Origin of the sequence: Herbaspirillum huttiense (genome assembly GCF_047300815.1) — a bacterium.
Taxonomy (GTDB): Bacteria; Pseudomonadota; Gammaproteobacteria; order Burkholderiales; family Burkholderiaceae_D; genus Herbaspirillum; species Herbaspirillum huttiense_A.
This window is the reverse complement of the sequence record NZ_CP178608.1, coordinates 2,694,727-2,717,704: the sequence shown is the minus strand read 5'-3', so window position 1 is coordinate 2,717,704 and position 22,978 is coordinate 2,694,727. Positions and strand designations below refer to the sequence as shown.

21 protein-coding genes are annotated in these 22,978 nt (G+C 63.9%); 9 read left to right on the top strand and 12 right to left on the bottom strand.

The window, feature by feature from the left end; translation table 11 throughout:
• Window positions 1-23 precede the first annotated feature (23 nt).
• Window positions 24-845, bottom strand: a complete 822-nt coding sequence (locus ACLRDN_RS12630; protein ID WP_413460311.1) for a MetQ/NlpA family ABC transporter substrate-binding protein — start codon at window positions 843-845, stop codon at window positions 24-26.
• A 454-nt stretch (window positions 846-1,299) separates the two neighbouring features.
• Window positions 1,300-2,361 (bottom strand): DNA-binding protein, encoded by a 1,062-nt coding sequence (locus tag ACLRDN_RS12625; RefSeq protein ID WP_413460310.1) that lies wholly within the window; start codon window positions 2,359-2,361, stop codon window positions 1,300-1,302.
• A gap of 167 nt (window positions 2,362-2,528) precedes the next feature.
• Here ACLRDN_RS12625 and ACLRDN_RS12620 point away from each other — a divergent pair, with 167 nt between their 5' ends.
• Window positions 2,529-3,506 carry a site-specific integrase gene (locus tag ACLRDN_RS12620; RefSeq protein WP_413460309.1) on the top strand — a complete coding sequence of 326 codons (978 nt, stop codon included), beginning with the start codon at window positions 2,529-2,531 and terminating at the stop codon, window positions 3,504-3,506.
• 4 nt (window positions 3,507-3,510) lie between these two features.
• Here ACLRDN_RS12620 and ACLRDN_RS12615 read toward each other — a convergent pair whose 3' ends face one another.
• On the bottom strand, window positions 3,511-3,879 hold the full coding sequence (locus ACLRDN_RS12615; protein WP_413460308.1) for a hypothetical protein: 369 nt from the start codon (window positions 3,877-3,879) through the stop codon (window positions 3,511-3,513).
• A 255-nt stretch (window positions 3,880-4,134) separates the two neighbouring features.
• Here ACLRDN_RS12615 and ACLRDN_RS12610 point away from each other — a divergent pair, with 255 nt between their 5' ends.
• On the top strand, window positions 4,135-4,755 hold the full coding sequence (locus tag ACLRDN_RS12610) for a carboxymuconolactone decarboxylase family protein (RefSeq protein WP_413460307.1): 621 nt from the start codon (window positions 4,135-4,137) through the stop codon (window positions 4,753-4,755).
• Window positions 4,756-4,838: 83 nt separating this feature from the next.
• On the opposite strand, the gene ACLRDN_RS12605 is transcribed toward ACLRDN_RS12610, so the two are convergent.
• The 3 genes from ACLRDN_RS12605 to ACLRDN_RS12595 form a co-directional block, all read right to left on the bottom strand.
• On the bottom strand, window positions 4,839-5,633 hold the full coding sequence (locus ACLRDN_RS12605) for an EAL domain-containing protein (RefSeq protein WP_413460306.1): 795 nt from the start codon (window positions 5,631-5,633) through the stop codon (window positions 4,839-4,841).
• A 71-nt stretch (window positions 5,634-5,704) separates the two neighbouring features.
• Window positions 5,705-8,221 (bottom strand): YbcC family protein, encoded by a 2,517-nt coding sequence (locus tag ACLRDN_RS12600; RefSeq protein WP_413460305.1) that lies wholly within the window; start codon window positions 8,219-8,221, stop codon window positions 5,705-5,707.
• A gap of 22 nt (window positions 8,222-8,243) precedes the next feature.
• Complete coding sequence (locus ACLRDN_RS12595; protein ID WP_413460304.1) at window positions 8,244-9,806, bottom strand: NADH-quinone oxidoreductase subunit L; 1,563 nt, start codon at window positions 9,804-9,806, stop codon at window positions 8,244-8,246.
• A 99-nt stretch (window positions 9,807-9,905) separates the two neighbouring features.
• Between ACLRDN_RS12595 and ACLRDN_RS12590 the strand changes: the two genes are divergently transcribed.
• From ACLRDN_RS12590 to ACLRDN_RS12560, 7 genes are all read left to right on the top strand, one after another.
• Complete coding sequence (locus ACLRDN_RS12590) at window positions 9,906-10,799, top strand: LysR family transcriptional regulator (protein WP_413460303.1); 894 nt, start codon at window positions 9,906-9,908, stop codon at window positions 10,797-10,799.
• 179 nt (window positions 10,800-10,978) lie between these two features.
• Window positions 10,979-11,194 (top strand): hypothetical protein, encoded by a 216-nt coding sequence (locus ACLRDN_RS12585; protein WP_413460302.1) that lies wholly within the window; start codon window positions 10,979-10,981, stop codon window positions 11,192-11,194.
• Window positions 11,195-11,339: 145 nt separating this feature from the next.
• Window positions 11,340-11,657, top strand: a complete 318-nt coding sequence (locus tag ACLRDN_RS12580; protein ID WP_413460301.1) for an ArsR/SmtB family transcription factor — start codon at window positions 11,340-11,342, stop codon at window positions 11,655-11,657.
• Window positions 11,658-11,659: 2 nt separating this feature from the next.
• Window positions 11,660-12,109 carry a YeeE/YedE family protein gene (locus ACLRDN_RS12575; protein WP_413460300.1) on the top strand — a complete coding sequence of 150 codons (450 nt, stop codon included), beginning with the start codon at window positions 11,660-11,662 and terminating at the stop codon, window positions 12,107-12,109.
• Complete coding sequence (locus ACLRDN_RS12570) at window positions 12,106-12,534, top strand: DUF6691 family protein (protein ID WP_413460299.1); 429 nt, start codon at window positions 12,106-12,108, stop codon at window positions 12,532-12,534. Before ACLRDN_RS12575 ends, ACLRDN_RS12570 begins: the two co-directional genes overlap by 4 nt.
• Window positions 12,535-12,621: 87 nt before the next feature.
• The gene (locus ACLRDN_RS12565; protein ID WP_413460298.1) at window positions 12,622-13,497 is read left to right on the top strand and encodes an MBL fold metallo-hydrolase; all 876 of its coding nucleotides are present in this window, start codon (window positions 12,622-12,624) and stop codon (window positions 13,495-13,497) included.
• Between the two features lie 415 nt (window positions 13,498-13,912).
• Window positions 13,913-14,608 carry a VIT family protein gene (locus tag ACLRDN_RS12560; protein WP_413460297.1) on the top strand — a complete coding sequence of 232 codons (696 nt, stop codon included), beginning with the start codon at window positions 13,913-13,915 and terminating at the stop codon, window positions 14,606-14,608.
• A gap of 3 nt (window positions 14,609-14,611) precedes the next feature.
• Here the strand turns inward: ACLRDN_RS12560 and ACLRDN_RS12555 are convergent, their stop codons facing one another.
• The 6 genes from ACLRDN_RS12555 to rbsK form a co-directional block, all read right to left on the bottom strand.
• On the bottom strand, window positions 14,612-15,025 hold the full coding sequence (locus ACLRDN_RS12555; RefSeq protein WP_413460296.1) for a DUF2306 domain-containing protein: 414 nt from the start codon (window positions 15,023-15,025) through the stop codon (window positions 14,612-14,614).
• Window positions 15,026-15,158: 133 nt separating this feature from the next.
• Window positions 15,159-17,207 (bottom strand): response regulator, encoded by a 2,049-nt coding sequence (locus ACLRDN_RS12550; protein ID WP_413460295.1) that lies wholly within the window; start codon window positions 17,205-17,207, stop codon window positions 15,159-15,161.
• A 299-nt stretch (window positions 17,208-17,506) separates the two neighbouring features.
• Entirely contained in the window at window positions 17,507-19,558 is a 2,052-nt protein-coding gene (locus ACLRDN_RS12545) for an AsmA family protein (protein WP_413460294.1), read from the bottom strand.
• Window positions 19,559-19,697: 139 nt separating this feature from the next.
• Window positions 19,698-21,425: a methyl-accepting chemotaxis protein gene (locus tag ACLRDN_RS12540; protein WP_413460293.1), complete on the bottom strand. Its 1,728-nt coding sequence runs from the start codon at window positions 21,423-21,425 to the stop codon at window positions 19,698-19,700.
• A gap of 228 nt (window positions 21,426-21,653) precedes the next feature.
• Window positions 21,654-22,046, bottom strand: a complete 393-nt coding sequence (rbsD, locus tag ACLRDN_RS12535) for a D-ribose pyranase (protein ID WP_413460292.1) — start codon at window positions 22,044-22,046, stop codon at window positions 21,654-21,656.
• Window positions 22,047-22,066: 20 nt separating this feature from the next.
• A complete protein-coding gene (rbsK, locus tag ACLRDN_RS12530; protein WP_413460291.1) occupies window positions 22,067-22,966 on the bottom strand; it encodes a ribokinase in 900 nt (299 codons plus the stop codon).
• Window positions 22,967-22,978 lie beyond the last annotated feature (12 nt).

Here is a 22,978-nt window from a genome sequence, read left to right as displayed (position 1 = left end):
CTTCCGGGACGGATGCGGCGGGTTCAGGGCTTCTGCCAGGCCAGCGTGTAGAGACGCTTGTCGCTGTTGAAGGCGCGGTGGATGTCGGCCTTGACGGTCTCGGAGTTCTGGTAGATGCGGATGAATTTCTGGATCACCGGATCATTCACGCGGCTGGCCTTGGTGACGAACTGGATGGCGAACCGGGCATCCTCGATCCCGGAATAGGCCAGACCGCTGGAGGGATCGAAGGCCTTGGCCGCCACGATGAAGTGCGGATAGCCCTGGGCCAGGTCCACATCCGGCGTGATGCGCACCAGCTGCGGGCCTTCCACTTCCACGAAGGTGAGCTTCTTGGGGTTCTCGACGATGTCATTGAGGCTGCCCAGGTAGCCGACGTTGGGCTTGAGCTTGATCAGCCCCACGCTCTGCAGCAACAGCAGGCCGCGCCCCTGGTTGACCGGATCGTTGGCGATGCCGACCTTGCCGCCCTGCGGCACCTGGGCGAAGGACTTGTGCTTGAGCGAATACAGGCCGACGTTGGACAGGATGCCGGTACCGGCGCTGGCCAGCTTGTAGCCGTTCTTCTGGATGGCGTTGTCAAGGAAAGGCTGGTGCTGGAAGTAGTTCAGGTCCAGGTCACCGGCATCCACGGCCACATTGGGTGTGGTCCAGTCGGTGAATTCGACGACTTGTACGTCAATGCCCTGGTTTTTGGCTTCCTTGGCGGCCACTGCGATGGAGTCGCCATAGGCGCCCGGTACCACGCCGATGCGCAGCTTGTCGGCGGCGTGCGCCACGCCAACTTGGGCAGAAAGTACGGTCAGGACAACCAGCAGATGACGGAAAAGACGGGAAGGCTGCATGCAGGACTCCGGAAACAAGTGATATGGGGAAAAAATGTTCAGTACGGTTTGAGGCCGCAAGCGGCGTCTCAGGACGCGAGCACCGCAGGTCGCGGGTGACGGGGCAGCAGCTCCAGGCAACTGGCCCGCCAGCGCCGCAAAGCTTCACAAGGTGCTGTGGCGAGGACAGGCGTCAGGGTCGCTTGCAGTGCGTATGGTGGCAGTCTGAAACTGCGGTAATCCGGGGAGGTGCGTGAAGTTTTTGGTGGGCATGATCTGATCGTGAAGTCGTCCGTCTGGGCCGCGCAATCCTGCTTCAACGCCGCCGCGAGCCTCGATTGTGGGCGACATGATCAGTTAGAGCCACAAAGTAAAACATGCTTGGATATCCGCTTTTTGCATGAAGCTTCATCGTGGGCATGGCGGGCAGGGCCGCGTAGTCATGGGCAAGAGAGGGGCCTCCCCTGCCCCGCTTTCAGGATTGCGCAGTGCCCGGTGTTTCCTGGTCCGTTTCTCCGTTCATTTTTTGCTGCTTCTCGTCGTTCCGGCTGCGCCACTCCTGCAGCAGCGCTTCGTGCGTTTCCAGCCTGGCGCGTACCGCGGCCAGTTCCCGTTCACCTTGCTGCCATTGCTGGCGCGCGCTGGCGGCGTCTTCTTGCGCCTTGCTGACCTGGGATTGCAACAGCGCCAGCGCCTCATTCCTGGCGGCCAGCTGGGCTTCCAGTACGAGCTTGGCCGACGCCACCTGCTGCAAGGCTTCCAGCTGCTGTTCGCGGCGAGCTGCCAGCGTGTGGTGCTCGGCCAGCGCCTGGCGTGCATGCGACAACTCGGCGATCAGGCGCACGCCTTCCTGGTTCAGGCGGGTGATGTCCTCCTGGCGGATCACGGCCTCCTGGCGCAACTGGCGCAGCTCGGCCTGCAAGCCCTGGAGCTGCTGTTCGTGGCGCCGCTGATCCTGGTCGCGCTGGTCCTTGGCAGCGCTGCGGTAGTGTTCCAGCGCGTCGCGGGCGTGCTGGTGTTTTTCTTCCAGGGACTGGCGGTGGCGTTCGTTTTCGTCGAGGCGCTCCTGTAGTGCGCTGAGCTTCACTTCCAGCGTGCGTGCGATGGCACTTTGTTCCTGGCGCTCGTCCCGGGTTTTCTCGTGGGCGGCACGTTCGGCGATCAGGGCTTTTTGCGTCTGATCCAGACGCAGGCCCTGTTCCCCATGGGCAGCCTTGAGGGCCTCCAGCTCCTGCAGCATCCGGCCCGTCGCAGCCTCCGCTTCGGCACGCACGGCACTGATCCGGATGTCGGCCTCCTCCTGCAACTGGGCGGCAAGACGGCCCACCAGGTCCTGCAAGGCATCGCTGATGCCGCGCGGCTGGCCTTGGGCGCCCTCCTCTTCTTCCAGTTCCTTCAGGTACTTGTGGATGGTGGTCTTGGAGCCGGTGTTGCCCAATTCCACACGGACAGCGTCCACCGAAGGGTGGCGGCCCATGGCCAGCAGCGAATCGCGTGCTTTTTTGACTTCTGATTTGTAAAGTCCGGTGCGTGCCATGGTCAGAATCCGTTATTTGATGATGTATTACATAATACGTAATTACGTAATATATAAAAAGATATTTTCAGGAATAAATAATGATTTTTAAGATGGGATATTGGATCATTATCCTATCTGATCCGGTAAAATCGCCTGAATCCTCCCTTTCTTGCCCGTAATAGCCCATGCTTCCCGACCAGCCCCGGATCGATATCGACGACTACCTCCGCGCCGCCACGCGTGAGAACACGCGCCGCAGCTATCGTGCAGCGGTCCGGCATTTCGAAGTGGAATGGGGAGGCTTCCTGCCGGCCACGGCCGACAGCCTGGTGCGCTATCTTGCCGATCACGCGGGCCAGCTGGCACACAACACGCTCAAGCAGCGCATTTCAGCCTTGGGCCAATGGCATGTGGACCAGGGCTTCCCCGATCCGACCAAGGCGCCGGTGGTGCGCAAGATGCTGCGCGGTATCCAGGAGCTGCATCCCGCCCAGGAAAAGCGGGCCAAGCCGCTGCAACTGGAAGCCCTGGAGCAAACCGTCGCCCACCTGGACCAACAGCGCGAACTGGCCCGCCAGCAGGCGCGCTTCGGCGACCTGCTGCGCCATACAAGGGACAAGGCTTTGTTGTTGATCGGATTCTGGCGTGGCTTTCGCAGCGACGAACTGGCGCGGCTGGAGATCGAGCGTATCGAGGCCGTGCCCGGTGAAGGCATGCGCATCCACCTGCCCCGCACCAAGACCGACCGCAGCCTCAAGGGCAGCACCTACAAGACGCCGGCGCTGTCGCGGCTGTGTCCGGTGGCGGCCTATCTGGACTGGCTGGCGGTGAGCGGCCTGAGCAACGGTCCGGTCATCAGGGGTATCGATCGCTGGGGACGCATCAGCGACGAAGCCGTCAATGCCGCCAGCATCATTCCGCTATTGCGGCGCATCCTGAATTCGGCCGGCATCGCCGATACCCATCTCTACAGCGCGCACTCGCTGCGCCGTGGCTTTGCCAGCTGGGCCAGCGCCAACGGCTGGGAGATGCGCGCCCTGATGGAATACGTCGGATGGAAGAATATTCACTCGGCGGCGCGCTATGTGGAATCCCAGGATCCCTATCACCGCGCCATGCTGGAGCGCCTGCTGCCCGAGAAGATGGCAGCATTGCCGCCCTGACGATTCATTCGCAGTCCGGATTGCCGTGCGTGCGCAGGCACTGGCTACGGGCACAGGCGGCGATGACCTGGTTGCGGCCGTATTCGTTGATGTCGACCGTCACATAGACGGGATATTGCTGGTACTCGGTGCGGAAGATGTCCTGGCAGACCGTATCGGTCCGATTGCCGTTGACCACCGAGCTGCAGCGCGTCTGCCCGGTCGGGACCTGGATGGGCCGGGTGCGCATTTCCATGCGCGTCTGCTGGATGATGGGGTATTGGGCATAAGCCGCCGGAGCGCACTGGCTTTCCGTTGCGCGATAGGCTTCGGTGGCGCAGCCGGCCAGTGCCAGCGTCATGGCCAGCCACGGGAGAGCGGCAGGAAAATTCATCAGGAAGATCTCGTTGCAGGTGGACTGGGCACAGATTGTAGCCGTGCCGGGCTCCAATCACCATGTGCGCGTACAGAGAGCGAAATCGGCAAGAGCGTGCCGATGTTGTATGACATTCACATCCAGCCGCTTCCAAGTGAATGGATGGGCAGACAATCCGGCCCCGCTCCCCTATCCTAGAGCCGCCGTCCTGCTGCCTGCGGGCCGCCAGTGCCGGCACCATAACCAGACCAACATCCAGAGACAGAGACCTTCATGAAACGATTCCTGCGCATTGCCCTTGCCACCACCTTGCTCTCGGCCGCCGTGGCCCAGGCTGCGGACCGCCTGCCGGTAATCCCGCCCGACCAATACACCCCTGAACAGAAAAAAGCGGCCGAGGAATTCCTGGCGGCCCGCAAGGTACCGGTGTTTGGCCCCTTCGAACCCTTGATGCACAGCCCGCAAGTGATGACCCAGGCGCGCTCCATGGGCGACTACCTGCGTTACAACTCTGCCATCGGCAATACCCTGAGCGAACTGGTGATCCTGATCACGGCGCGCGAATGGACCCAGGATTACGAGTGGTACGTACACTATCCGATCGCCATCAAGGCCGGCATCAAGCCGGAAGTGGCCGCCGCCATCGCCGATGGCCGCCGTCCGGATGGCCTGAGCGAAGATGAACAGATCGTCTATGACTTCTCGGTCGAACTGCATCGCAACAAGCGTGTCTCCGACCCCACCTTTGCCCGCGCCGAAAAACGCTTCGGCAAGAAGGGCGTGGTCGACCTGACCGGCATCAATGCCTACTACACGCTGCTGGCCATGCAGATGAATGCGGCGCAGTACCAGGCGCCCAAGGATTTCAAGCGGCTGGTGCGCTTCCCCGAATAAGGGCTGGCAGGACGTAAAAAAAGCGGCATCTCCGGACGCCGCTTTTTTGCTTTTTTGCTTTTATGCTGCTTCCTTCCGACCAATCAGTCCCAGGCCTGGTCAGGCACGATGGCCAAGGCCTGGAAAGCCGGCTTGGCAAACCAGTACCCCTGCATCAGGTCGATCCCCAGTGCCTTCAGGTGATCGCGTTCGGCACGGGTCTCCACGCCCTCGGCCAGGATTTCGATATCCAGCGCGCGGCAGATGGCGGCAATGCCGGCCACGATGGCCTGGCGCGGCTTGTCGGTATCGATGTTGCGCACCAGGTCCATGTCGATCTTGATGAGATCGGGCTGGTATTCGGCCAGCAGGTTCAGGCCCGCATAGCCGGCGCCGAAGTCATCGATGGCGGTACGAAAACCGAAACGGCTGTATTCCTTGAAGATGTTCACCAGGTGCGGACGGTCGTCCACGCGTTCGCCTTCGGTCACCTCGAAAATGATGCGTTCGATTGGGAAATCATACTTGCGGGCGGCCTTGAAGGTGCTCTGGATACAGACTTCCGGCCGATACACCGCATTGGGCAGGAAATTGATCGACAGGAACTCCGTCATGCCCAGGCGCGCTGCGCCCTCTACTGCCTTGGTGCGGCAGGCCTGGTCGAAACGATAGCGGTTGGTGTCATTGACCTGGGCCAGCACCGTGTACGCAGGCTCGCCCTGCGGCCCGCGCACCAGCGCCTCATAGGCATACACCGAGCGGGTGGACAGGCGCACGATGGGCTGGTAGGCATACTCGAATTCAATATCCAGCGCGCCCTCCTCCGAGCAGCCCTCGCAGGAGCGGCGCGCGGCGTCGTCTCCCGGGCTGGCAATGGAGGCTGGAATGATGGGGATCATGCTCTCTCCGGTAAATCATGGTTGTAAAACGGCAGCTATGCTAACTCATCTTGACCACGATACCAGAAGTTTCACAGCGTGATTGACTTCCAGCCCTCGCGCCGCCACTGTTCCAGCCCTGCTTCACCAAAGCGCCACAGGTGCAGCCAGCCGTGCTCCAGCAGCTGGCGCACGATGGCATGGCGCGCCACGACGCCATCGATGGCCTCGGCCGGCGCATCGATGACCACCGTCAGGCGCAGCGGCTCGTGTACCCATTGCTGGCCGTCATGCAGCGACTGGCGCGACAGGCCGATGCGCAGGTCGCCGCCATTGCCTTCGAACACGCCAATGGTGCCGCCCACCACGTTGTGCAGCAGCTTGTTGCCGCTGCCCAGGCGCTGCGGGTCGCTGGTGGAGGCGTGGTACTGCCAGTTGATCCAGTGGGCCACCAGCATGGGAGCGGTCATCAGCAGTTCCAGCACGCTGCCGTCCTGGTCCTGGCTGGCGTCGTAGTCGTGCAGGAAGCAGCGTCCGCCCAGGTCCAGCCCGCGGCTGCGCGCACGCGGCGCCACCAGGAAGGCGGCGTTACCCGTCAGGCCCCATTCGGGACGCGTCTCGGCGCCGTCATTGGCGCGCCGGCGCAGTTGCTTCAACAGCACCGGAGCGGCCTGGGCCGGCGCCATCCCCAGGCGCAGCGCGCGCTCGCGCCGCACGCGGTCGCCGGCTTCGGCCAGCACCGGTTGCAGCGCATTCCAGCGCGCACGGGCGGTCGCCGGCAGCAGGTCGAGGTCGAATGCTTCGATCTCGTCGGTGGTCGTGTTGTGCAGCACGGCCAGGAAATGGCTGTCCTCGGGGATGAAGACCTGCCGTTCCAGCAAGCCGCGCCGCACCTCTTTTTCATTGAGCAGGTGGGCCAGGGTCCTGGCATTGACCTCGCCGGTCTGGCCACAGCAGGCGCCGCAGTCCAGTGCCGCCGCATGCGCATTGTTGGCGGACTGGCTGCCATGGCCGGCCAGCAACACCAGCGGGGCTACCTGCCGGTCCAGCCCCATGGCATGCAGGACGCGGGCGGCCAGCGCCACCTTCTCGGCCAGGGGGACACCGACCAGTTGCGGCCGGCATACCTCGCGGTAACGCGCCGGCAATCCCGCCAGGTCGTCGCGCGCCCGCTCGGCCTGGCCCGGCCTCAGCCACTGCCACAAGCCGCCCAGCGCCGTGACACCGGCCACTTCCACGAAGGAAAACGCCGAGCCCGGCCAGCGCGTATTGCCCTGCCACTGTTCCTTGAAGGCCAGTGTCTTGCGCCGCGCCCGTGCCACGGCACCAGCCAGCACGCCGCCATCGGCCGCCGCCCCGGCCGGCGCCACCACATCCTGTACCTGGTAGGCCGGCGCCAGCAGGCCCGGCAGCTGCGGACGGCTGGCCTCGGTGGCCAGCGGCGTATAGGCCACCGGCAGCCCGAAGAACCCGGCAAAACCCAGGGTCTGGATGCCGGGATGGACGGCCTCCAGCGCCCGCCGCAGCGGTTCGCTGCGCACGTCGATGCAGAAGGCGGCCTGCACCTCGACCTTGGTCGCCTCAGTGGCGGGCTGCTGCAGCAAGGCTGCCGCCAGCTTGCGCTGGTAGCCCGCCTCCAGCGCGGCCTGCCACAGTTCATCAACCAGCAGGTCCTGGCGCGCTTGCTCCAGGCGTTCCTGCGAACGTGACCAGGCCTGCTGCACGGTATGGAAGGCGTGGCTGGCGGCCTCGTCGTCCTTGCACTCCAGCAGCAAGGCGCCCCAGGCCATGCGGATGGCCAGCAATTCGCGCAGGTGTTCATCGCTGCGGCCGGCCAGTTTCGCTTCCCAGCCCAGGTAGGCACACCAGGAGGCCCAGCCATTGACGGTCAGCAGCACCGATTCCAGATAGTCGGCCCACACCTCGGGCGGCAAGTCCATGCGCCGCATCACCCAGCGCTCGGCCTCGCGGGCACAGGCCGGCAGCGCCCGGATGCCGTCGGCGATGTGCGGCAGGCCCATCAACAGGCCGATGCCGTGGTCGTGTTCCAGCGTCTCGCGCCAGAAGGCGTACAGGCCCAAGCCGCGTTCGGGTTGCCAGTCGGCCTGGTGCTGGTCGAAATAGGCAGCGCAAGTCTGGCTGACCTGGTGCGTGATGGCCTGCCGCCAGGAAAGCCGGGTATGGCGCTGCGGATCGTTGTCCAGCACGTCGATGAGCAGCGGCAGTCGCGGCGGCGTAGTGGCCGAGGCCAGCACGCCCAGGCAGTGCTCAACGTCGAAACCGCGCTCCTGGGCCTCGACGGATTGGGCCAGCGCGTACTCCAGATCGGCTTTGCTGACGCGGCCCTGATCCCAGGCCTGCTGCAGTTGTTCCTTTGGCGGGAATACCTGGATCCCGCCCAGCAGCGCCATGCGCGCCGCCACCTGGCGCAGCGGCATGCCCACCCGCGACCAGTGCGGGTTGACGGCGATGGCGCGATCCAGTGGCCAGGCCGGGGCGATGGCGCCACAAGCGTCCTGGCAGGCCTGCTGCAACTGCTGTTCCAGGTCGGCGCTCCAGGCGGCTGGCGCGGTGGCGAGCGCTTGGCTGTCTTGGTCGAATACATTCATGCTCTTCTCCGGTGAGGCGGGCTCAGCCCTGTCCACGGCCATCGCTGGCGAGATTGTTCACGTTTTGCTCTGCAGCCGCCCGGCGGGCGCTGGGCGCCCAGTTCGAGGGCCACCATTGCAGCGCCAGGCGGGTATAGGCTTCATCCAGGTAGAAGCCGGCGTAGCTGCGGCGGCGCCAGGCGGCCATGGCGTGCGGTGCCAGTTGCAGCAGGCCCATGCAGACATACAGCGCCAGCATCGCCAGCAGTGCCGTCACCCCGAAGACGCTGCGCGGCGCGTCGGCAATGTGCAGCGGCAGCAGGTGGGCCAGCAGCGCCGCCACGGTCAGTCCGGCAGCCCCGAGCAATCCCAGCAGCCAGCCGCGCAGGCGGCCGGTGCCGGCTGCCTGGGAGCGCCACAGCAACGGTGCCCAGGCCAGCCCCAGGATGCCGCTCCACCACCACGGCCAGGCCGGATGCAGGCTCAGGCTGTGGAGGCCCGCTACCACAGCGATGCTGACCAAGGGCGCGAAGATGACGCTGGCAGCCGTCGGTACGGACGGGCTGTGCAAGGCCGCCAGCCGCGTCTCGCGCACCACCGAGGAAGCCGACAGGAACGCGTGCGCCTTGTAGAGCGAGTGCCCGATCAGGTGCAGGGCGGCAAAGAAGTAGAGGCCAGCGGCGCATTCCAGCAGCATGAAACCCATCTGCGCCACGGTCGACCAGGCCAGCTTGACCTTGATGCTGATGCGCGTCAGCATCACCAGCCCGGCCAGCAGCACGGTGCCGGCGCTGACGATGAGCAGCACGGCGCGCGCTGCGATGGCCTGCTCCAGCAAGGGCGCAAAGCGCACCAGCACGAAGCCGCCCAGGTTGACCACGCCCGCATGCAGCAGGGCCGACACCGGCGTGGGCGCTTCCATCACCTGGATCAGCCAGCCGTGCACCGGCAGCAGCGCGGTGCGCAGAATCACCGCCAGTGTCAGGCACAGTGCGCTGACCTGGAGGCCGGTGGACATGCCCTGTTGCGCCACATGCGCCCACAGCGCCGAGAAGGAACCGCTGCCCACCTCCACCCAGGCCAGCGTGGCAGCCACGATGAGCAAGACATCGGCCAGGCGGTCGGCGATGCTTTTCTTGTAGGAAGCCAGACGCGCAAAGGGGCGCTCGGGATAGAAGCACAGCAGCCGCTGCAGGGCCAGTCCGACGATGGCCCAGGCGGCGATGAGCACTACCCAATGGTCGGCCAGCAGCAGCAGGTGCACGGCCGTCAGCACCAGCGCCAGCGCAGCGGCATACTGGCGCTGCCCTTGCTCGCCCTGCAGGTAGCGCGCCGAAAAACTGCCGATCACCGTGCCCAGGGCCTGGACCAGCAACGCCAGCACCAGTCCCAGGGTGGACAGATGCAATACGCCCGGCCAAGGTGCGCCGTCACGTCCTGCGATGAGCGTAATCAAGGCCAGCAGCAGCGCCAGCAGGGAGAGTGAATGAAAAAGCCGCCACACGCGCGGCGGCGCCAATCGCGACAGGCCCAGCACCAGGGCTGCGGCCAGCATCAGCGCCGGCGGGGCCCAGGCACTGAAGGCCAGGAAAGGAATGGTCGTCATGACAAGAAACCTCATGCATTGGAATGGGACCATGATGCTTGCCATTGATCGTTCTGTAAATTACATTTATCAGAACGAATTCATTGATAAATACGAACGATGCGCCTAGAACAGCTTAACTTTCATCATCTGCGCTATTTCTGGCGGGTTGCCAAGCTCGGGCACCTGACGCGGGCGGCCGAGGAATTGCATACCTCGCAATCGGCAGTCTCGGCGCAGATTCGTCAGCTGGAAAAGCAGCTTGATGAAGATCTGTTCCTGCGCGAAGGACGACGCCTGAGCTTGACTGACACCGGGCAGCTGGTATTCAACTATGCCGACAATATTTTCGGCCTGAGCCAGGAGATGCTGGGCCGGCTGGAAGGCCGTTCGGCGGGGGTCACGCGCTTGCGGGTGGGCAGCGTGGCCACGCTGTCGCGTAACTACCAGGAAAACTGGATCCGCCCCATGCTCTCGGACCCCTCGGTCTCGCTGACGCTGGAGTCGGGGCTGCTGGAAGGCTTGCTGGAGCGGCTCATGCAGCACCAGCTCGACGTAGTCCTGGCCAACGAGACCGTCCCTTCCGACCCGGATCGCCCCCTGCACTGCCGCTTCCTGGGCAGCCAGGCGGTCTCGGTAGTAGGGCCGGCGCACCGCTGGGAAGCGCGCAGCCTGCGCATTCCGCAAGACCTGGAAGGGATAGACATGGCCCTGCCCGGGCCGCGCCACGCCCTGCGCATGCAGTTCGATGCCCTCTGCATCTCCAGCGATGTCCGCCCGCGCCTGCGCGCCGAGGTCGATGACATGGCCATGCTGCGCCTGATCGCGCGCGACAGTGGCTGGCTCACCGTCCTGCCGGAAGTGGTGGTGCAGGATGAGCTGCGCAACGGCACCCTGGTGGTGGCCGGACAGACCAGCGAACTGGTGGAAAGCTTCTACGCCATCACCACGCCCCAGCATCACTACGACGAATTGCTCGACCGCCTGCTGACGGGCGGCCCGCGTCCCCTCTGATGCGTCACCCAAGGTTGCCGCTCGAAACCCTCTGCGGCTCATCGTTGTCACGGAGAGTTTGCGTAACTATATGCAAACCAATACCATTATTAACAACGTGGTAATAGCGTACACTTTGGCCACTCAGGGGCAAGCTCGGTCTGACTTGCTGCTTCACTATAAGAAATCCGGCGGGCACGATGAGGAAGGCACTTTTCAGGTATCGCGACGAGCTGGTCAGGATAGAGCTCAAATGTCCGGGTGACACCGGCAGTGGCTGGACCTGGGATCTCTATATCAATGGCGTACTGCAATTCTGTGGCGAGGATGCCCCGTTTGCCTTTGCCGAGGAAGCCATGGCGGCCGCCAAGCAGGCCAGCCGGCACATGATTGACCTGCTGCACGCCGCTTCCTGAACTGTCCGGCAGGTCGACATGACCGCTGCGCTGGAAATACCACAGCCTGCGACCTCCCTCTTTTCTTTTCGATTCAGCTTGCACTCGGCATGCGACAGAATTATTATACATTTCAATATAATATATTAATGAATAATAATTCCCCATGACAAGTCCTGCCCCGATACAGGCCGACCCCATGCGCCGCGCTGCCGGGCAAGCGGTGGCAGCGCTGAAAGTGCTCGCCAACGAAGACCGGCTGCTGCTGATGTGCCAGCTTTCCCAAGCGGAGATGTGCGTCAGTGAGCTGGAAGAAGCGCTCGACATTCGCCAGCCAACGCTGTCGCAGCAACTCGGCGTGTTGCGCAATGAGGGAGTGGTCAGTACGCGGCGCGAGGGCAAGCGTGTCTATTACCGGGTCAGCGATCCACGCTTGCTGGAGATGCTGGGGCTGATGTATCAACTTTATTGTCCCAAGGAGTGAGCATGGACATTGCATGGAATGCCTTTACCCCCGGCGCATCGCTGGCCGGCGGCCTGCTGATCGGATTGGCGGCCTCGCTCCTGGTGCTGTGCAACGGCCGCATTGCCGGCATCAGCGGCATTGTCGCCGGACTGCTTTGCGCGCGTGCCGAGGGCAATGGCTGGCGCTGGATGTTCGTGCTGGGCTTGCTGCTGGCGCCCGTGCTCCATGCGCTGGCGACTGGTTTGCCCGCCATTGGCATCGATGCTGGCATCCCGGTCATTCTCCTGGCCGGATTGCTGGTGGGCGTCGGGACGCGTTACGGCGCAGGCTGCACCAGCGGCCATGGCGTGTGCGGCTTGTCGCGCCTGTCGCTGCGCTCGGCGGTGGCGACGGCCTGCTTCATGTTGGCCGGCTTCTTGACCGTCTACCTGTTGCGCCACGTGCTTGCACTGCAGGGAGCGCTGCCATGAATCCGCTGCGCAAGCTCGCCGCCCTGGCCGCCGGGCTGCTGTTCGGCCTGGGCCTGATCGTGTCGGGGATGGCCGATCCGGCCAAGGTATTGGGTTTTCTTGATCTGGCCGGTCAATGGGATCCCTCGCTGGCCCTGGTGATGGCCGGCGCCATCGCCATCGGCATGCCGGCCTTTGCCCTGGCGCGCCGCAGGTCCCGGTCGCTACTGGGCGCGCCCATGCAATTGCCCACTGCACGCGGGATCGACCGGCGGCTGGTGCTGGGCAGTGTGCTGTTTGGGTTCGGCTGGGGCCTGGCGGGCATCTGTCCGGGTCCGGCGCTAGTGTTGCTGGGCATGGGATCCCTGAAGGGCTTGGCGTTTGTCCTGGCGATGCTGGCTGGTATGCTGCTGTTCGCCTGGATCGACCGCCTTCAGGCGAAATGAACGAAAACACAGGCCGCAAGCCCTTGCCCAGCGGCTCCCGCCCTCAGCCGTACAGTTGAATGTGAAGAAACAACCCCAGGACCGCCCATGGACAAACTGCATATCGAAGGCCACTTTGACCCCGCCACCAGTACCGTCAGCTACATCGTGCTGGATCGCTCCACCTTGCAATGCGCGCTGGTGGACAGCGTGCTCGACTACGATCCCAAGTCCGGGCGCACCTCCACCCGCAGCGCCGATCACCTGATCGCGCGGGTACAGGCGCTGGGCGCCACGGTGCAATGGATCCTGGAAACCCATGCCCATGCCGACCACCTCTCCGCCGCGCCCTACCTGAAGCAGAAGCTGGGCGGCCGCATTGCCATTGGCGAGCATATTCGCCAGGTACAGCAGGTCTTTGGCAAGCTCTTCAACGCGGGGACCGAGTTTGAACACGACGGCAGCCAGTTCGATCACCTCTTCACCGAGGGCGAGACCTTCCACATCGGCCAGTTGCAGGCGCGCGTGATGCACACGCCGGGCCATACGCCGGCCTGTATCACCTATGTGGTGGAGGAGGCGGATGAGGTCGCCGCCTTTGTCGGCGACACCCTCTTCATGCCGGACTATGGGACCGCACGTTGCGACTTTCCGGGCGGCGATGCGCGGCGGCTGTTCCGCTCCATCCATGCCGTACTGTCGCTGCCGCCGCAGACCCGGCTCTACATGTGCCACGACTATCAGCCGGGTGGCCGCGAACTGCGCTTCGAGACCACCGTGGCTGAAGAGCGCCAGCACAACATCCACGTGCATGAAGGCATCAGTGAAGACGCCTTCGTCGCCATGCGCAGCGCGCGCGATGCCACGCTGGACATGCCAACCCTGTTGCTGCCCTCGGTCCAGGTCAACATGCGCGCCGGCCAGATGCCGCCGGCCGAAGCCAATGGCGTGCGCTATCTGAAGATTCCGCTCAACGCGGTGTGAGTGTGCTCAACTGTGGCCGGAGGATTGGAAAAATCCCAGCAGCGCCAGGCCGCCGATGAGCGCCAGGACAAGGATGCCGGCCACGATGGCGATGGCGGGCTTGGGCTTGCGATCAGCCATGATGAAATCTCCCTTGATGCATGAATGCGACGGATTGTTCGGAGCAATCGCCCATGGGCGGCTCACGCGCGTGCATCGACTCTAGCAAGCCGAGCCCGGCAATGGCATAAGTCTGCGCCTGAAGAGGGCCCTCATCACGCCTGTCATCCTCGTGGGACAAATGATGACCGGGCTGCGTCATCCGTACCTCATCCAAATACGAATTGCCCTCATTTTCGCTAATTGTCGTGGCCTTTGCGGCAGTGCCGCCCTAGAATCTGCGCCATTCCGCAACCCGCATATGAACAGAAGTGCCATGGCCAAATTCCATCTCGAACATCACAAGGTCGACGCCATCTCCTGGCTGCGTGCCGCCGTTCTCGGTGCCAATGACGGCATCGTCTCCACCGCCAGTCTGCTGGTGGGCGTGGTAGCGGCCAATGCCACGCATGAGAACGTATTGCTGACCGGCGTGGCCGGTCTGGTCGCAGGGGCCATGTCGATGGCCACCGGCGAATATGTCTCCGTGCATTCACAGGCCGACAGTGAACACGCTGCCCTGAGCCAGGAGCGCGAGGAGCTGGCCATGGACCCGGAAGGCGAACACCGCGAACTGATGGGCATCTACATGCGACGCGGGCTGAACCAGGAAACCGCGCACCAGGTTGCCACGCAACTGATGGCGCACGATGCCCTCGATGCACATGCGCGCGATGAACTGGGCATTTCCGAAACCACGGCGGCGCGACCGGTGCAGGCAGCGGTGGTCTCGGCCCTGAGCTTTGCGGTCGGCGCGGCCTTGCCGCTGGCGGTGGTCTTGCTGGCGCCTGCGGCTACGCTGCTGCCGGCCATCGTCATCGCCGCCCTGCTCTCGCTGGCGGTACTGGGCGCAGTCGCCGCCAAGACGGGTGGCGCCAATTTGTGGAAGGGCGCCCTGCGGGTGAGTTTGTGGAGCTCGCTGGCCATGGGTTGCACGGCGGCGATCGGTTCCTTCTTCGGCGCGGCGATCTAGACCTCAGAGCCAGCCCAGCCATTGCCCCCAGACCAGTTGCCCCAGATAACGCGAAGGCAGCAAGGTGAAAGCGCCGGCCACCAGGCAAGCGCCGATATACACCCGTTGCATGAGGCGCCGGTGCAGCGCGATGTCCCCCCGCATGACTGCAGAGAACCCGCGCCAGAGCAGCAAGGCCGTCACTGGCACCAGCAGATGCAGCGGCGTGTATCCCGCAATGTTGGGCAGGTCATGTGAACGGATGAAGAGCGACGAGAGCACGGTGATGACCATGCACGTCAACCAGGCATAGCCCAGGAGACGGTGCCATCGAGGCCGTACCGTGCGGCCCAGCCGGGTCCATAAGGCGACGGGCCCCAGGAGGACAGCGGCAAGCGCGATGCTCAGGTGCAGGGCAATGACGGGGGTGAGGGACATGGCGGGCTTTCAGCAAATCGATGGAGCGATTGTGCTGAGGCCCGAAGCGGGACGATAGCGGGATGCGACGAAACGGCGATCAGATGCTGCGAAATTGCATTATCTGTCGGCAGGCGCAATGGCTGGCGCGCCATCAGCCGGGCGTGAGCCCTTCGTCACCAATCAGTTCTTTCACACGGCGCGCCAGCACATCGGCCGCAAACGGCTTGGTCAGCACCTGCATCCCGCGCTCAAGATGTCCATGATTGAGCACCGCATTCTCGGCATACCCGGTCACAAAGAGCACCGGCAATTCCGGGCGTGGCGCGCGGATGGCATCGGCCAGCTGGCGGCCGTTCATGCCATTGGGCAGACCCACATCGGTGACCAGCAAATCCAGCTCCGGATACGCCACGAGCAGCTTGAGGGCCGAAGGCCCGTCTTCAGCCTCCAGCACGTTGTAGCCGAGATCGCTCAACACTTCCACCGTGACCATGCGCACCAGCGGTTCGTCATCGACCACCAGGATGGTCTTGCTGCCCGGCGTGGACGCGGCCATGTTCTCGTCGGGCAGCGGCAACTCGTCTTCGCCGGCTTCGCCCAGGTGGCGCGGCAGATAGATGCAGATCGTGGCCCCCTGCCCCAGTTCTGAGTAAATGCGCACGGCCCCGCCGGACTGCCCGGCAAAACCATACACCATGGACAGCCCCAGCCCCGTGCCCTGCCCGGTCGGCTTGGTGGTGAAGAAAGGATCGAAGGCGCGCGCCACCACGTCCGGCGACATGCCGGTGCCGGTGTCACTCACGCACAGCGACACGTACTGGCCGGGTTGCACGCCACGCTGCATGGCGGCGATATCGTCCAGCCAGCGATTGGCGGTCTCGATGGTCAGCCGTCCGCCGTGCGGCATGGCGTCGCGGGCGTTGATGCACAGGTTCAGCAAAGCATTCTCAAGCTGCCCCACGTCCACGAAGGTATTCCACAAGCCACCCGCAGCAATGGTCTCCACCGTGATGGCCGGACCCACGCTGCGGCCGATCAGGTCATGCATGTCGGCCACGATGCGGTTTAGGTCGGCCGATTTGGGATCGAGCGTCTGCCGGCGCGAGAAGGCCAGCAGGCGCTGCGTCAGGGCGGCGGCACGCTTGACGGCGGATTGCGCACCATTGAGATGGCGTTCGATGTCGGAGATACGCCCCTGGGCCAGCCGCACCTTCATGAGTTCCAGGCTGCCGCTGATGCCCGCCAGGATATTGTTGAAGTCATGCGCCAGTCCGCCCGTGAGCTGCCCCACGGCTTCCATCTTCTGCGCCTGGCGCAGGGCTTCTTCGGCTTCCAGCAAGGCCTGGGTGCGCTCCTGCACGCGTTGTTCGAGGGTGTCGTTGAGGATGCGCAGTGCCGCCAGCGCGCGATCACGCTCGGCTTCCACGGCGCGGCGGCCTTCGATGTCGATCAGGACCCCGGGGAAAGTGCTGGGCACGCCATCAGGCGTCAGTTCGACACGGCCGTTGGCTTCCAGCCAGTAGTAGCGGCCGTCACGCCGGCGGGTGCGGTATTGATGCGCGTAAGTGCCGCCACGCGCCAGGGTTTCGCGGATGCGGGCCGACAGCATGTCGCGGTCATCGGGATAGACCGCCTCCATCACATCGGCAATGGAGAGCTGTGACAGGTCCCGCTCCGGGGCCAACCCGAAGGCCTGCGCAAAACCTTCATCGACGTTGAGGCGATCGGAGGGGATGTCCCAGATCCAGGTGCCGATGATGGCCCCCGCTTCCAGTGCCAGCTGCACGCGCTGGACGTTTTCACGCAGTGCGGTTTCGGTGCGGCGGCGCGCGGTGATGTCGCGAAACAGTACCGAGACCTGGCGCATCTCCACCGGCCCCACCCGCGTGGCCGAGACTTCGATGTGGCGCCCCACGGCCTGGAATTCCTGTTCGAAACGCAGCGGCTGGCCCGTCAGCAGGACCTGTCCATAGACGTCCAGCCAGACCTGGGCGTTATCCGGTTCGATTTCGCGCAGGCGCTTGCCGACGATGCCCTCGATCCCGGTGTGCCGGTAGTAGCCGGAATTGGCTTCGATGTGCACGTAGTCACTGAGCGGCCCGTGCGGGCCATCGATGAATTCGATGATGCAAAAACCATCGTCGATGGCTTCCAGCAAAGCGTGCCGATACGCCCTGCTCAAGGGTGAATTGCCGTCCATTGCCGCTTGCTGATCCAAGATAACGCCCTTCCTCGTCGCGCTGTTCTGATTGAGTCTTCCGCCAACACACTTGCATCGTCACGGCAGAGCTTGTCGGCATGGTAATGGAATCCCCGGCCATACGGCCAGTTTTGCGGACAAATCCCCCGTCAGGACCACCCGGTATTGCTGCCCGTCAAATGGCAACCGGCTGCGTGTTGGCCTGCTCGTTCTTGTTGATTGGCCTTTATGACTCCCGCTGCGCGCGAAACGCTCCCGTCCACGCGAAATATTCCTGCCGGGCTGGACCACGTGGCCGCTCAGGAAGGCGCTGCGGCCGTATGCGGCGCGCAATCGTCGGCAATCTTCTGCCCCGGCGTAATGAGCGGGATCACGGCCGCCGCCGGTGCCACCAATGCCAGGGCAGCGGCGGCACCGGCCCGCGCGGCCAGTCCCTCCTTGCTGGCGCCGATGTCCGGATGGGCGAAGGTGCCGCGTACATACAAAGGCGTGCGCAGCGACAGGATGCGGACCTGCTTGGTCCGCGGGACCACGTCCAGGGCCAGCGTTTCCTTGCCCAGGTCGACCTGGCCCCGGATGTCGATGGCCGCATCTTCGGTGTTGAGGATGCCGTGGCGCACCCGGGCCAGACCATCCTTGACGCTGACATCGGCCGCACCACACAGCAGCTTCACCTGCTGGTCGCGATACAGCTTGGCGAAGACGGCATTGGCCAGGTTCAGGCCGGCCGCCTCCAGGATGAACTGGCTGATGGTGCCCTCGCTCAAGTCCGCCTTGATCTCGCCGTTGGCATGCGCCAGCATGGCCGCCACCGAATTGCCGCTGCCCGATAGCGTTGCCCGGCCGTCGACCTTGCCAAAGGTGGCATCGAACCTGCCCAGCTTCGGAAACAGCTGGCGCACCTGCACCCCTTGCAATTGCAGTTGCAGCTGCGCGCCGATCTCCGGCTGGCGTCCGTCGAGGCGGATCTCGCCTTCTCCCTTTCCGCCTGCCAATGCGAATTGCAGGGGCGCGGCGGTCAGCACCTGGTCTTGCAGGCGCAAGGTGGTCGATGCGTCCTGCAATTCGATGTCCGAATGCAATTGCACGCGCTTTGCATGCAAGCCGATTTCCGCATCCAGCTGGGCCCAGCGCTCGGGCTTGGCCGGATTCCCGGGAAGCACGCGCGCCTTGGACTTGTCTGCATCATCGGTCTGCTTCTTGCCGGACAAAGGGACGTAATCCGACAAGCGCAACAATCCGGCCTCGGCCTTGACGCTCAGGCGATTCTTGGGCGGGCCGCGATAGTAGCGGGCATCACCGGCGAAGTCGCTCTGGCCGACCTTGCCGGTGAAGTGTTCATAGCGCCAGTCCCAGGCGCGGGTCTCGGTATCGATGCGCACGATGCTGAGCTGGCCTTGCGTGGTAAAAGGGCGCGTGGCCGGCAGCGGAACGCCGCTGGCCGCGTAGAGACGATCCAGGCTCTCACCGCTGAGACGGATCTGCAGGTCGGCACGGGTCAATTGGTGAGGGTTGACGAGCTTTCCGGACAAGACGGTGTGCACCTCCCCCACATCGCCCTCGGCCTGCAGCGGATAGACGCTGTCCTCGTTGAGCAGGTCAGGCAAGGCACCGCCGCGCAGGCTGCCCTGCACCCGGCCTTCCTTGAAGCGCCCGGACACTGCCGCCTGCAAGACCAGAGCGGCGGGATTGGCGGGATCGGTGCTCGCCTTGCCGTCTTCCTTGCGGACCTCCGCCGCCTCATTGGCGGGGCTGGCCAGCGGGCGCGCATCGAAACGCAGGTCCATATCGAGCGGCTGGTCCACATAACGGATCAGGGCACGTTCGAAGACGATCTGATGGATATCGAAACTCCAGCGCGAGCGCGGCTGGTCCGAGAAGCGCCAGCTCTTGTGCTGGTCGTCCACGCGTTCCATGGCCAGGTCCAGGCCGTCCACGCGCAGGTCGGTGATGTGCCAGTGCCAACGCAGCAGCGGCAAGGGAGAAAAGTGCAGGTCCAGGGAGCGGGCACGCAAGAGGTGATCAGCACTGCGGGCCCAGTCGGGATTGCCGATGTGCAGGTCGCGCGCCGTGAAATGCAGTTGCGGCAGCCAGCCGGCGCCGCCCTTGTCATTCTTCGCCAGCGACCAGCCCAAGGTGATCGGGCCGTCGACCCTGATCTCCCGGGCCAGCACCGTGGAAAGCTTGTGCGTGATCCAGGGCTTGGCCAGGTTCCAGTCGAGGAGCGCAATGGCCAATACCAGCATGGCGATCAAGGCGAGCAGCATGAGCGCAGCCCATGCCAGGATCTTCGCTACCTTCGCCCATATCGTTGCCACCCTTATCGTTCCCGGATGCCCGCCCACGCGCATGTCTTCCCTTTTCGCTGACTGTGATGAATCGTGCAAACGCAACAGTATCAGCTTCCGGGAGAACCAGCGCTATAGGAGGGCCAGCCGCTTCTTTGTCAGAGGAGCGGCAACGCCGGGGTCTTTGCCACAGTGCGGCAAATCAGAAGGTTTCCCAGAGATCTTCATCAGCGCGGGCCACGGCCTTGCTTGCCGGTTTCGCAGTGGCCACAGCGCTCGCCTGCAAGACGCGGGGAGCGGGTGCCGCCTTGACCACCGGCGCAGGCCGAACGGTTTGTGTGGGCTTGGCAACGGGGGGCGGCGTCACGGTCGCGCCTTGCGCCAGTTTGAAGATGCTGATCGCCGTGGCCAGCCTTGCCGCCTGCTCCTGCAGGGCGCCTGCAGCCGCCGCAGCCTGTTCGACCAGGGCGGCGTTTTGCTGGGTGCTTTCATCCATCTGGCCGACGGCGCGGTTGATTTCCTCGATGCCGGTACTCTGCTCGACACTGGCCGCCGAAATCTCGGCGACGATGTCGGTGACGCTGCGCACGCTGCTGACCACCTGTTCCATGGTGTTGCCGGCGTCGGCCACGAGCGCGCTGCCACCCTCGACCTTGGCCACGGAGTCACTGATGAGGCCCTTGATTTCCTTGGCCGCAGCAGCCGAGCGCTGGGCCAGCGAACGCACTTCCGAGGCCACTACCGCAAAGCCGCGTCCCTGTTCACCCGCACGCGCTGCTTCCACGGCCGCGTTCAGGGCGAGGATGTTGGTCTGGAAGGCAATGCCATCGATGACACCGATGATGTCGACGATCTTGCGCGAGGACTGGTTGATCTCTTCCATCGTGGTAACCACCCGGCCGACGATTTCACCACCCTGCTTGGCCACCTCGGAGGCGGTGGTGGCCAGCTGGTTGGCCTGGCGTGCATTGTCGGCGTTCTGGCGCACGGTGGAGGTCATCTCTTCCATGGCCGAGGCAGTCTCTTCGAGCGATCCGGCCTGCTGTTCGGTGCGGGACGAAAGATCCAGGTTGCCGCTGGCGATTTCGCCCGAAGCGGTGGCAATGGAGTCAGTACTGCGCCGTACGCCGGAGACGATGTCGACCAGGTTGTCGTTCATCTTGCGCAGGGCCACCATGAGCTGGCCGGTTTCATCTTTGGAATGGGGTTCGATGCGGGTGGTGAGGTCGCCGGCGGCGACGTTCTCGGCCACGCGGACCGCCTCGTTGAGCGGCCTGACGATGGAGCGCGCCATCAGGTAGCCGAGGATGATGGAGGCCAGCACGGCCATGCCCGAACACGCCAGGGTGACCTGGATAGCCAGGGCGCCATCAGCCACTGCCTTGGCGCCTTCTGCCTGGAGCTGGCTATCCTGGGAATCGGCGAAGGCACGCGCCAAGGCCAGGTAGTTGTTTTGGGTATCGGTGATCTTGCGCAGCACGTAGTCGTCAGCGGCATCGCTCTTGCCGGCGCGGATGAGCGCCAGGAACTCACGCTCGCTGGCATCGAAGGCCTGGCGTGCGTCATCGAGCACCTTGATCTTCTTCTTGCCGACTTCCGTGACCTGCCGCGCGGCGATCTTGTCCAGGGCTTCCTTGGTCTGTTTGACCGCAACATCAAGCTGCCCGAATCGCTTTTCGTTGGCCTGCACGTTGTCGATATCGATGGCGATGCCGCGCAGGTACTTGATCTGTTCATTGACGCCATCGCGCAGGTCGAAAGCCCAGCGGACCTTCAGGTAGCGGTCATTGACGATCTGGTCGATACCACGATTGATGTTGTTGATCTTGACGAAGGCCGTGACGCTGACCACCGCCAGCAGGGCCACGATGACGGCGAACACTGCCGCCAGGCGCACTGCGACCTTGAGGTTTCCGAAATATGCAAACATGCTGGTTCCCTATGCTGTTCATTTATTGTTCTGTCTCTTCCGCTTCCTCGAAAATCCAGCTTCTTTTTATTGAACAGCGCGAACGCAGTTCCCTTGAACTTTTCTGTAGCCAGCATGATGCGACATCAGCGCACACCAAACAACAGGGACAAGTGACTATTTATGGAAGTGTCGCAAAGTCATCACACAACTAGATGTGTAAATGTATTTCCTGACAATTTGCTTTGCTTAAAACACCACGCCTGAACCGAGGATGATGTTGGCGTAAGGCGTGCATTCCCCCGTGCGGATGTACGCCTTGGCGCGCGCGGTGGCCTGCTTGAAATCCTCATGCGACATGCTGCGGCGTTGCGGCAACTCCAGCGCGGCGATCTGCGCAGACAGTGCCGGGCTGACGCTCTGCATTTCATCGGCCACGACGTGGAATTCCACCTGCAATTCGCTGAGCACCGTCTTGAGCACGGTCATGAAATCAGGCACGCCACGGGTGACGGCCAGATCGATCACAGGAACGCCCGCCGGCGCTGGCAGGCCGACGTCACCGATGACCAGGGTATCGCCATGGCCCATGGTGGCAATGAGCTGGGAAATGGCGGCGTTGAGCAAGGCAGTCTTTTTCATGGCAATGAAGGAAGAAGAAATCAGAGCACGACTTCGTCGCGCGTGGGAATGGAGGTTTGGGCGCCCACACGCGTGACGCTGAGCGCAGCCGCGGCCTGGGCATAGGCAATGGCGTCGAACTGGTCGCGGCCTTGTGCAATGGCGCCGATGAAGCCGCCGATGAAAGTGTCGCCCGCAGCGGTGGTATCGACCGCCTGCACCTTGCGCGCCGGAACGTGGCGCTGCTGGCCATCGGCGAAGGATCCATAGACGCCCTTCTCGCCCAGCGTTACCACCACGTTGCGAGCGCCCAATGCGTGAAGCTTGCGTGCCAGCAGCGGGATATCTTCCGACTGCTCCTCGGCCAGCATGGCCGCTTCGATTTCATTCAAGATCAGGTAATCGATCTTCTGCAGCAGTTCACGGGGCAAGGCTTGTGCCGGTGCAGGATTGAGCACCACGGTCTTGCCCAGGGCGTGAGCCAGTTCGATGCTGTGGATGACGGTGTCCATCGGCACCTCCAATTGCAGCAGCACGATGGCGGCCTGCTCGATGAGCGGGCGGGCGCGCTCGATGCGTTCCACATCCAGCCGGCCATTGGCGCCGGCGGCGATGACGATGCTGTTCTGGGCATGGGCGTCGACCATGATGGAGGCGATGCCGGTGGCTTCGCCCGCCACCTGGTCGATGTAGCGGTCATCGATGCCGCAGGCAGTAATGGAGTCGCGCATCTGGCCACCGAAGGCGTCGTCGCCCACGCAGGCGACCATCGCCACGCTGGTACCGGGCGCGGCCAGGCGGGCACAGGCCACGGCCTGGTTGGCGCCCTTGCCGCCGGGGATGGTCATGAATTTTTCGCCGGCCAGGGTTTCACCCGGCAAGGGCATGCGCGGTACGCGCAAGACCAGGTCCATGTTGACGCTGCCGATGATGACGATCATGTGTGTTCTCTT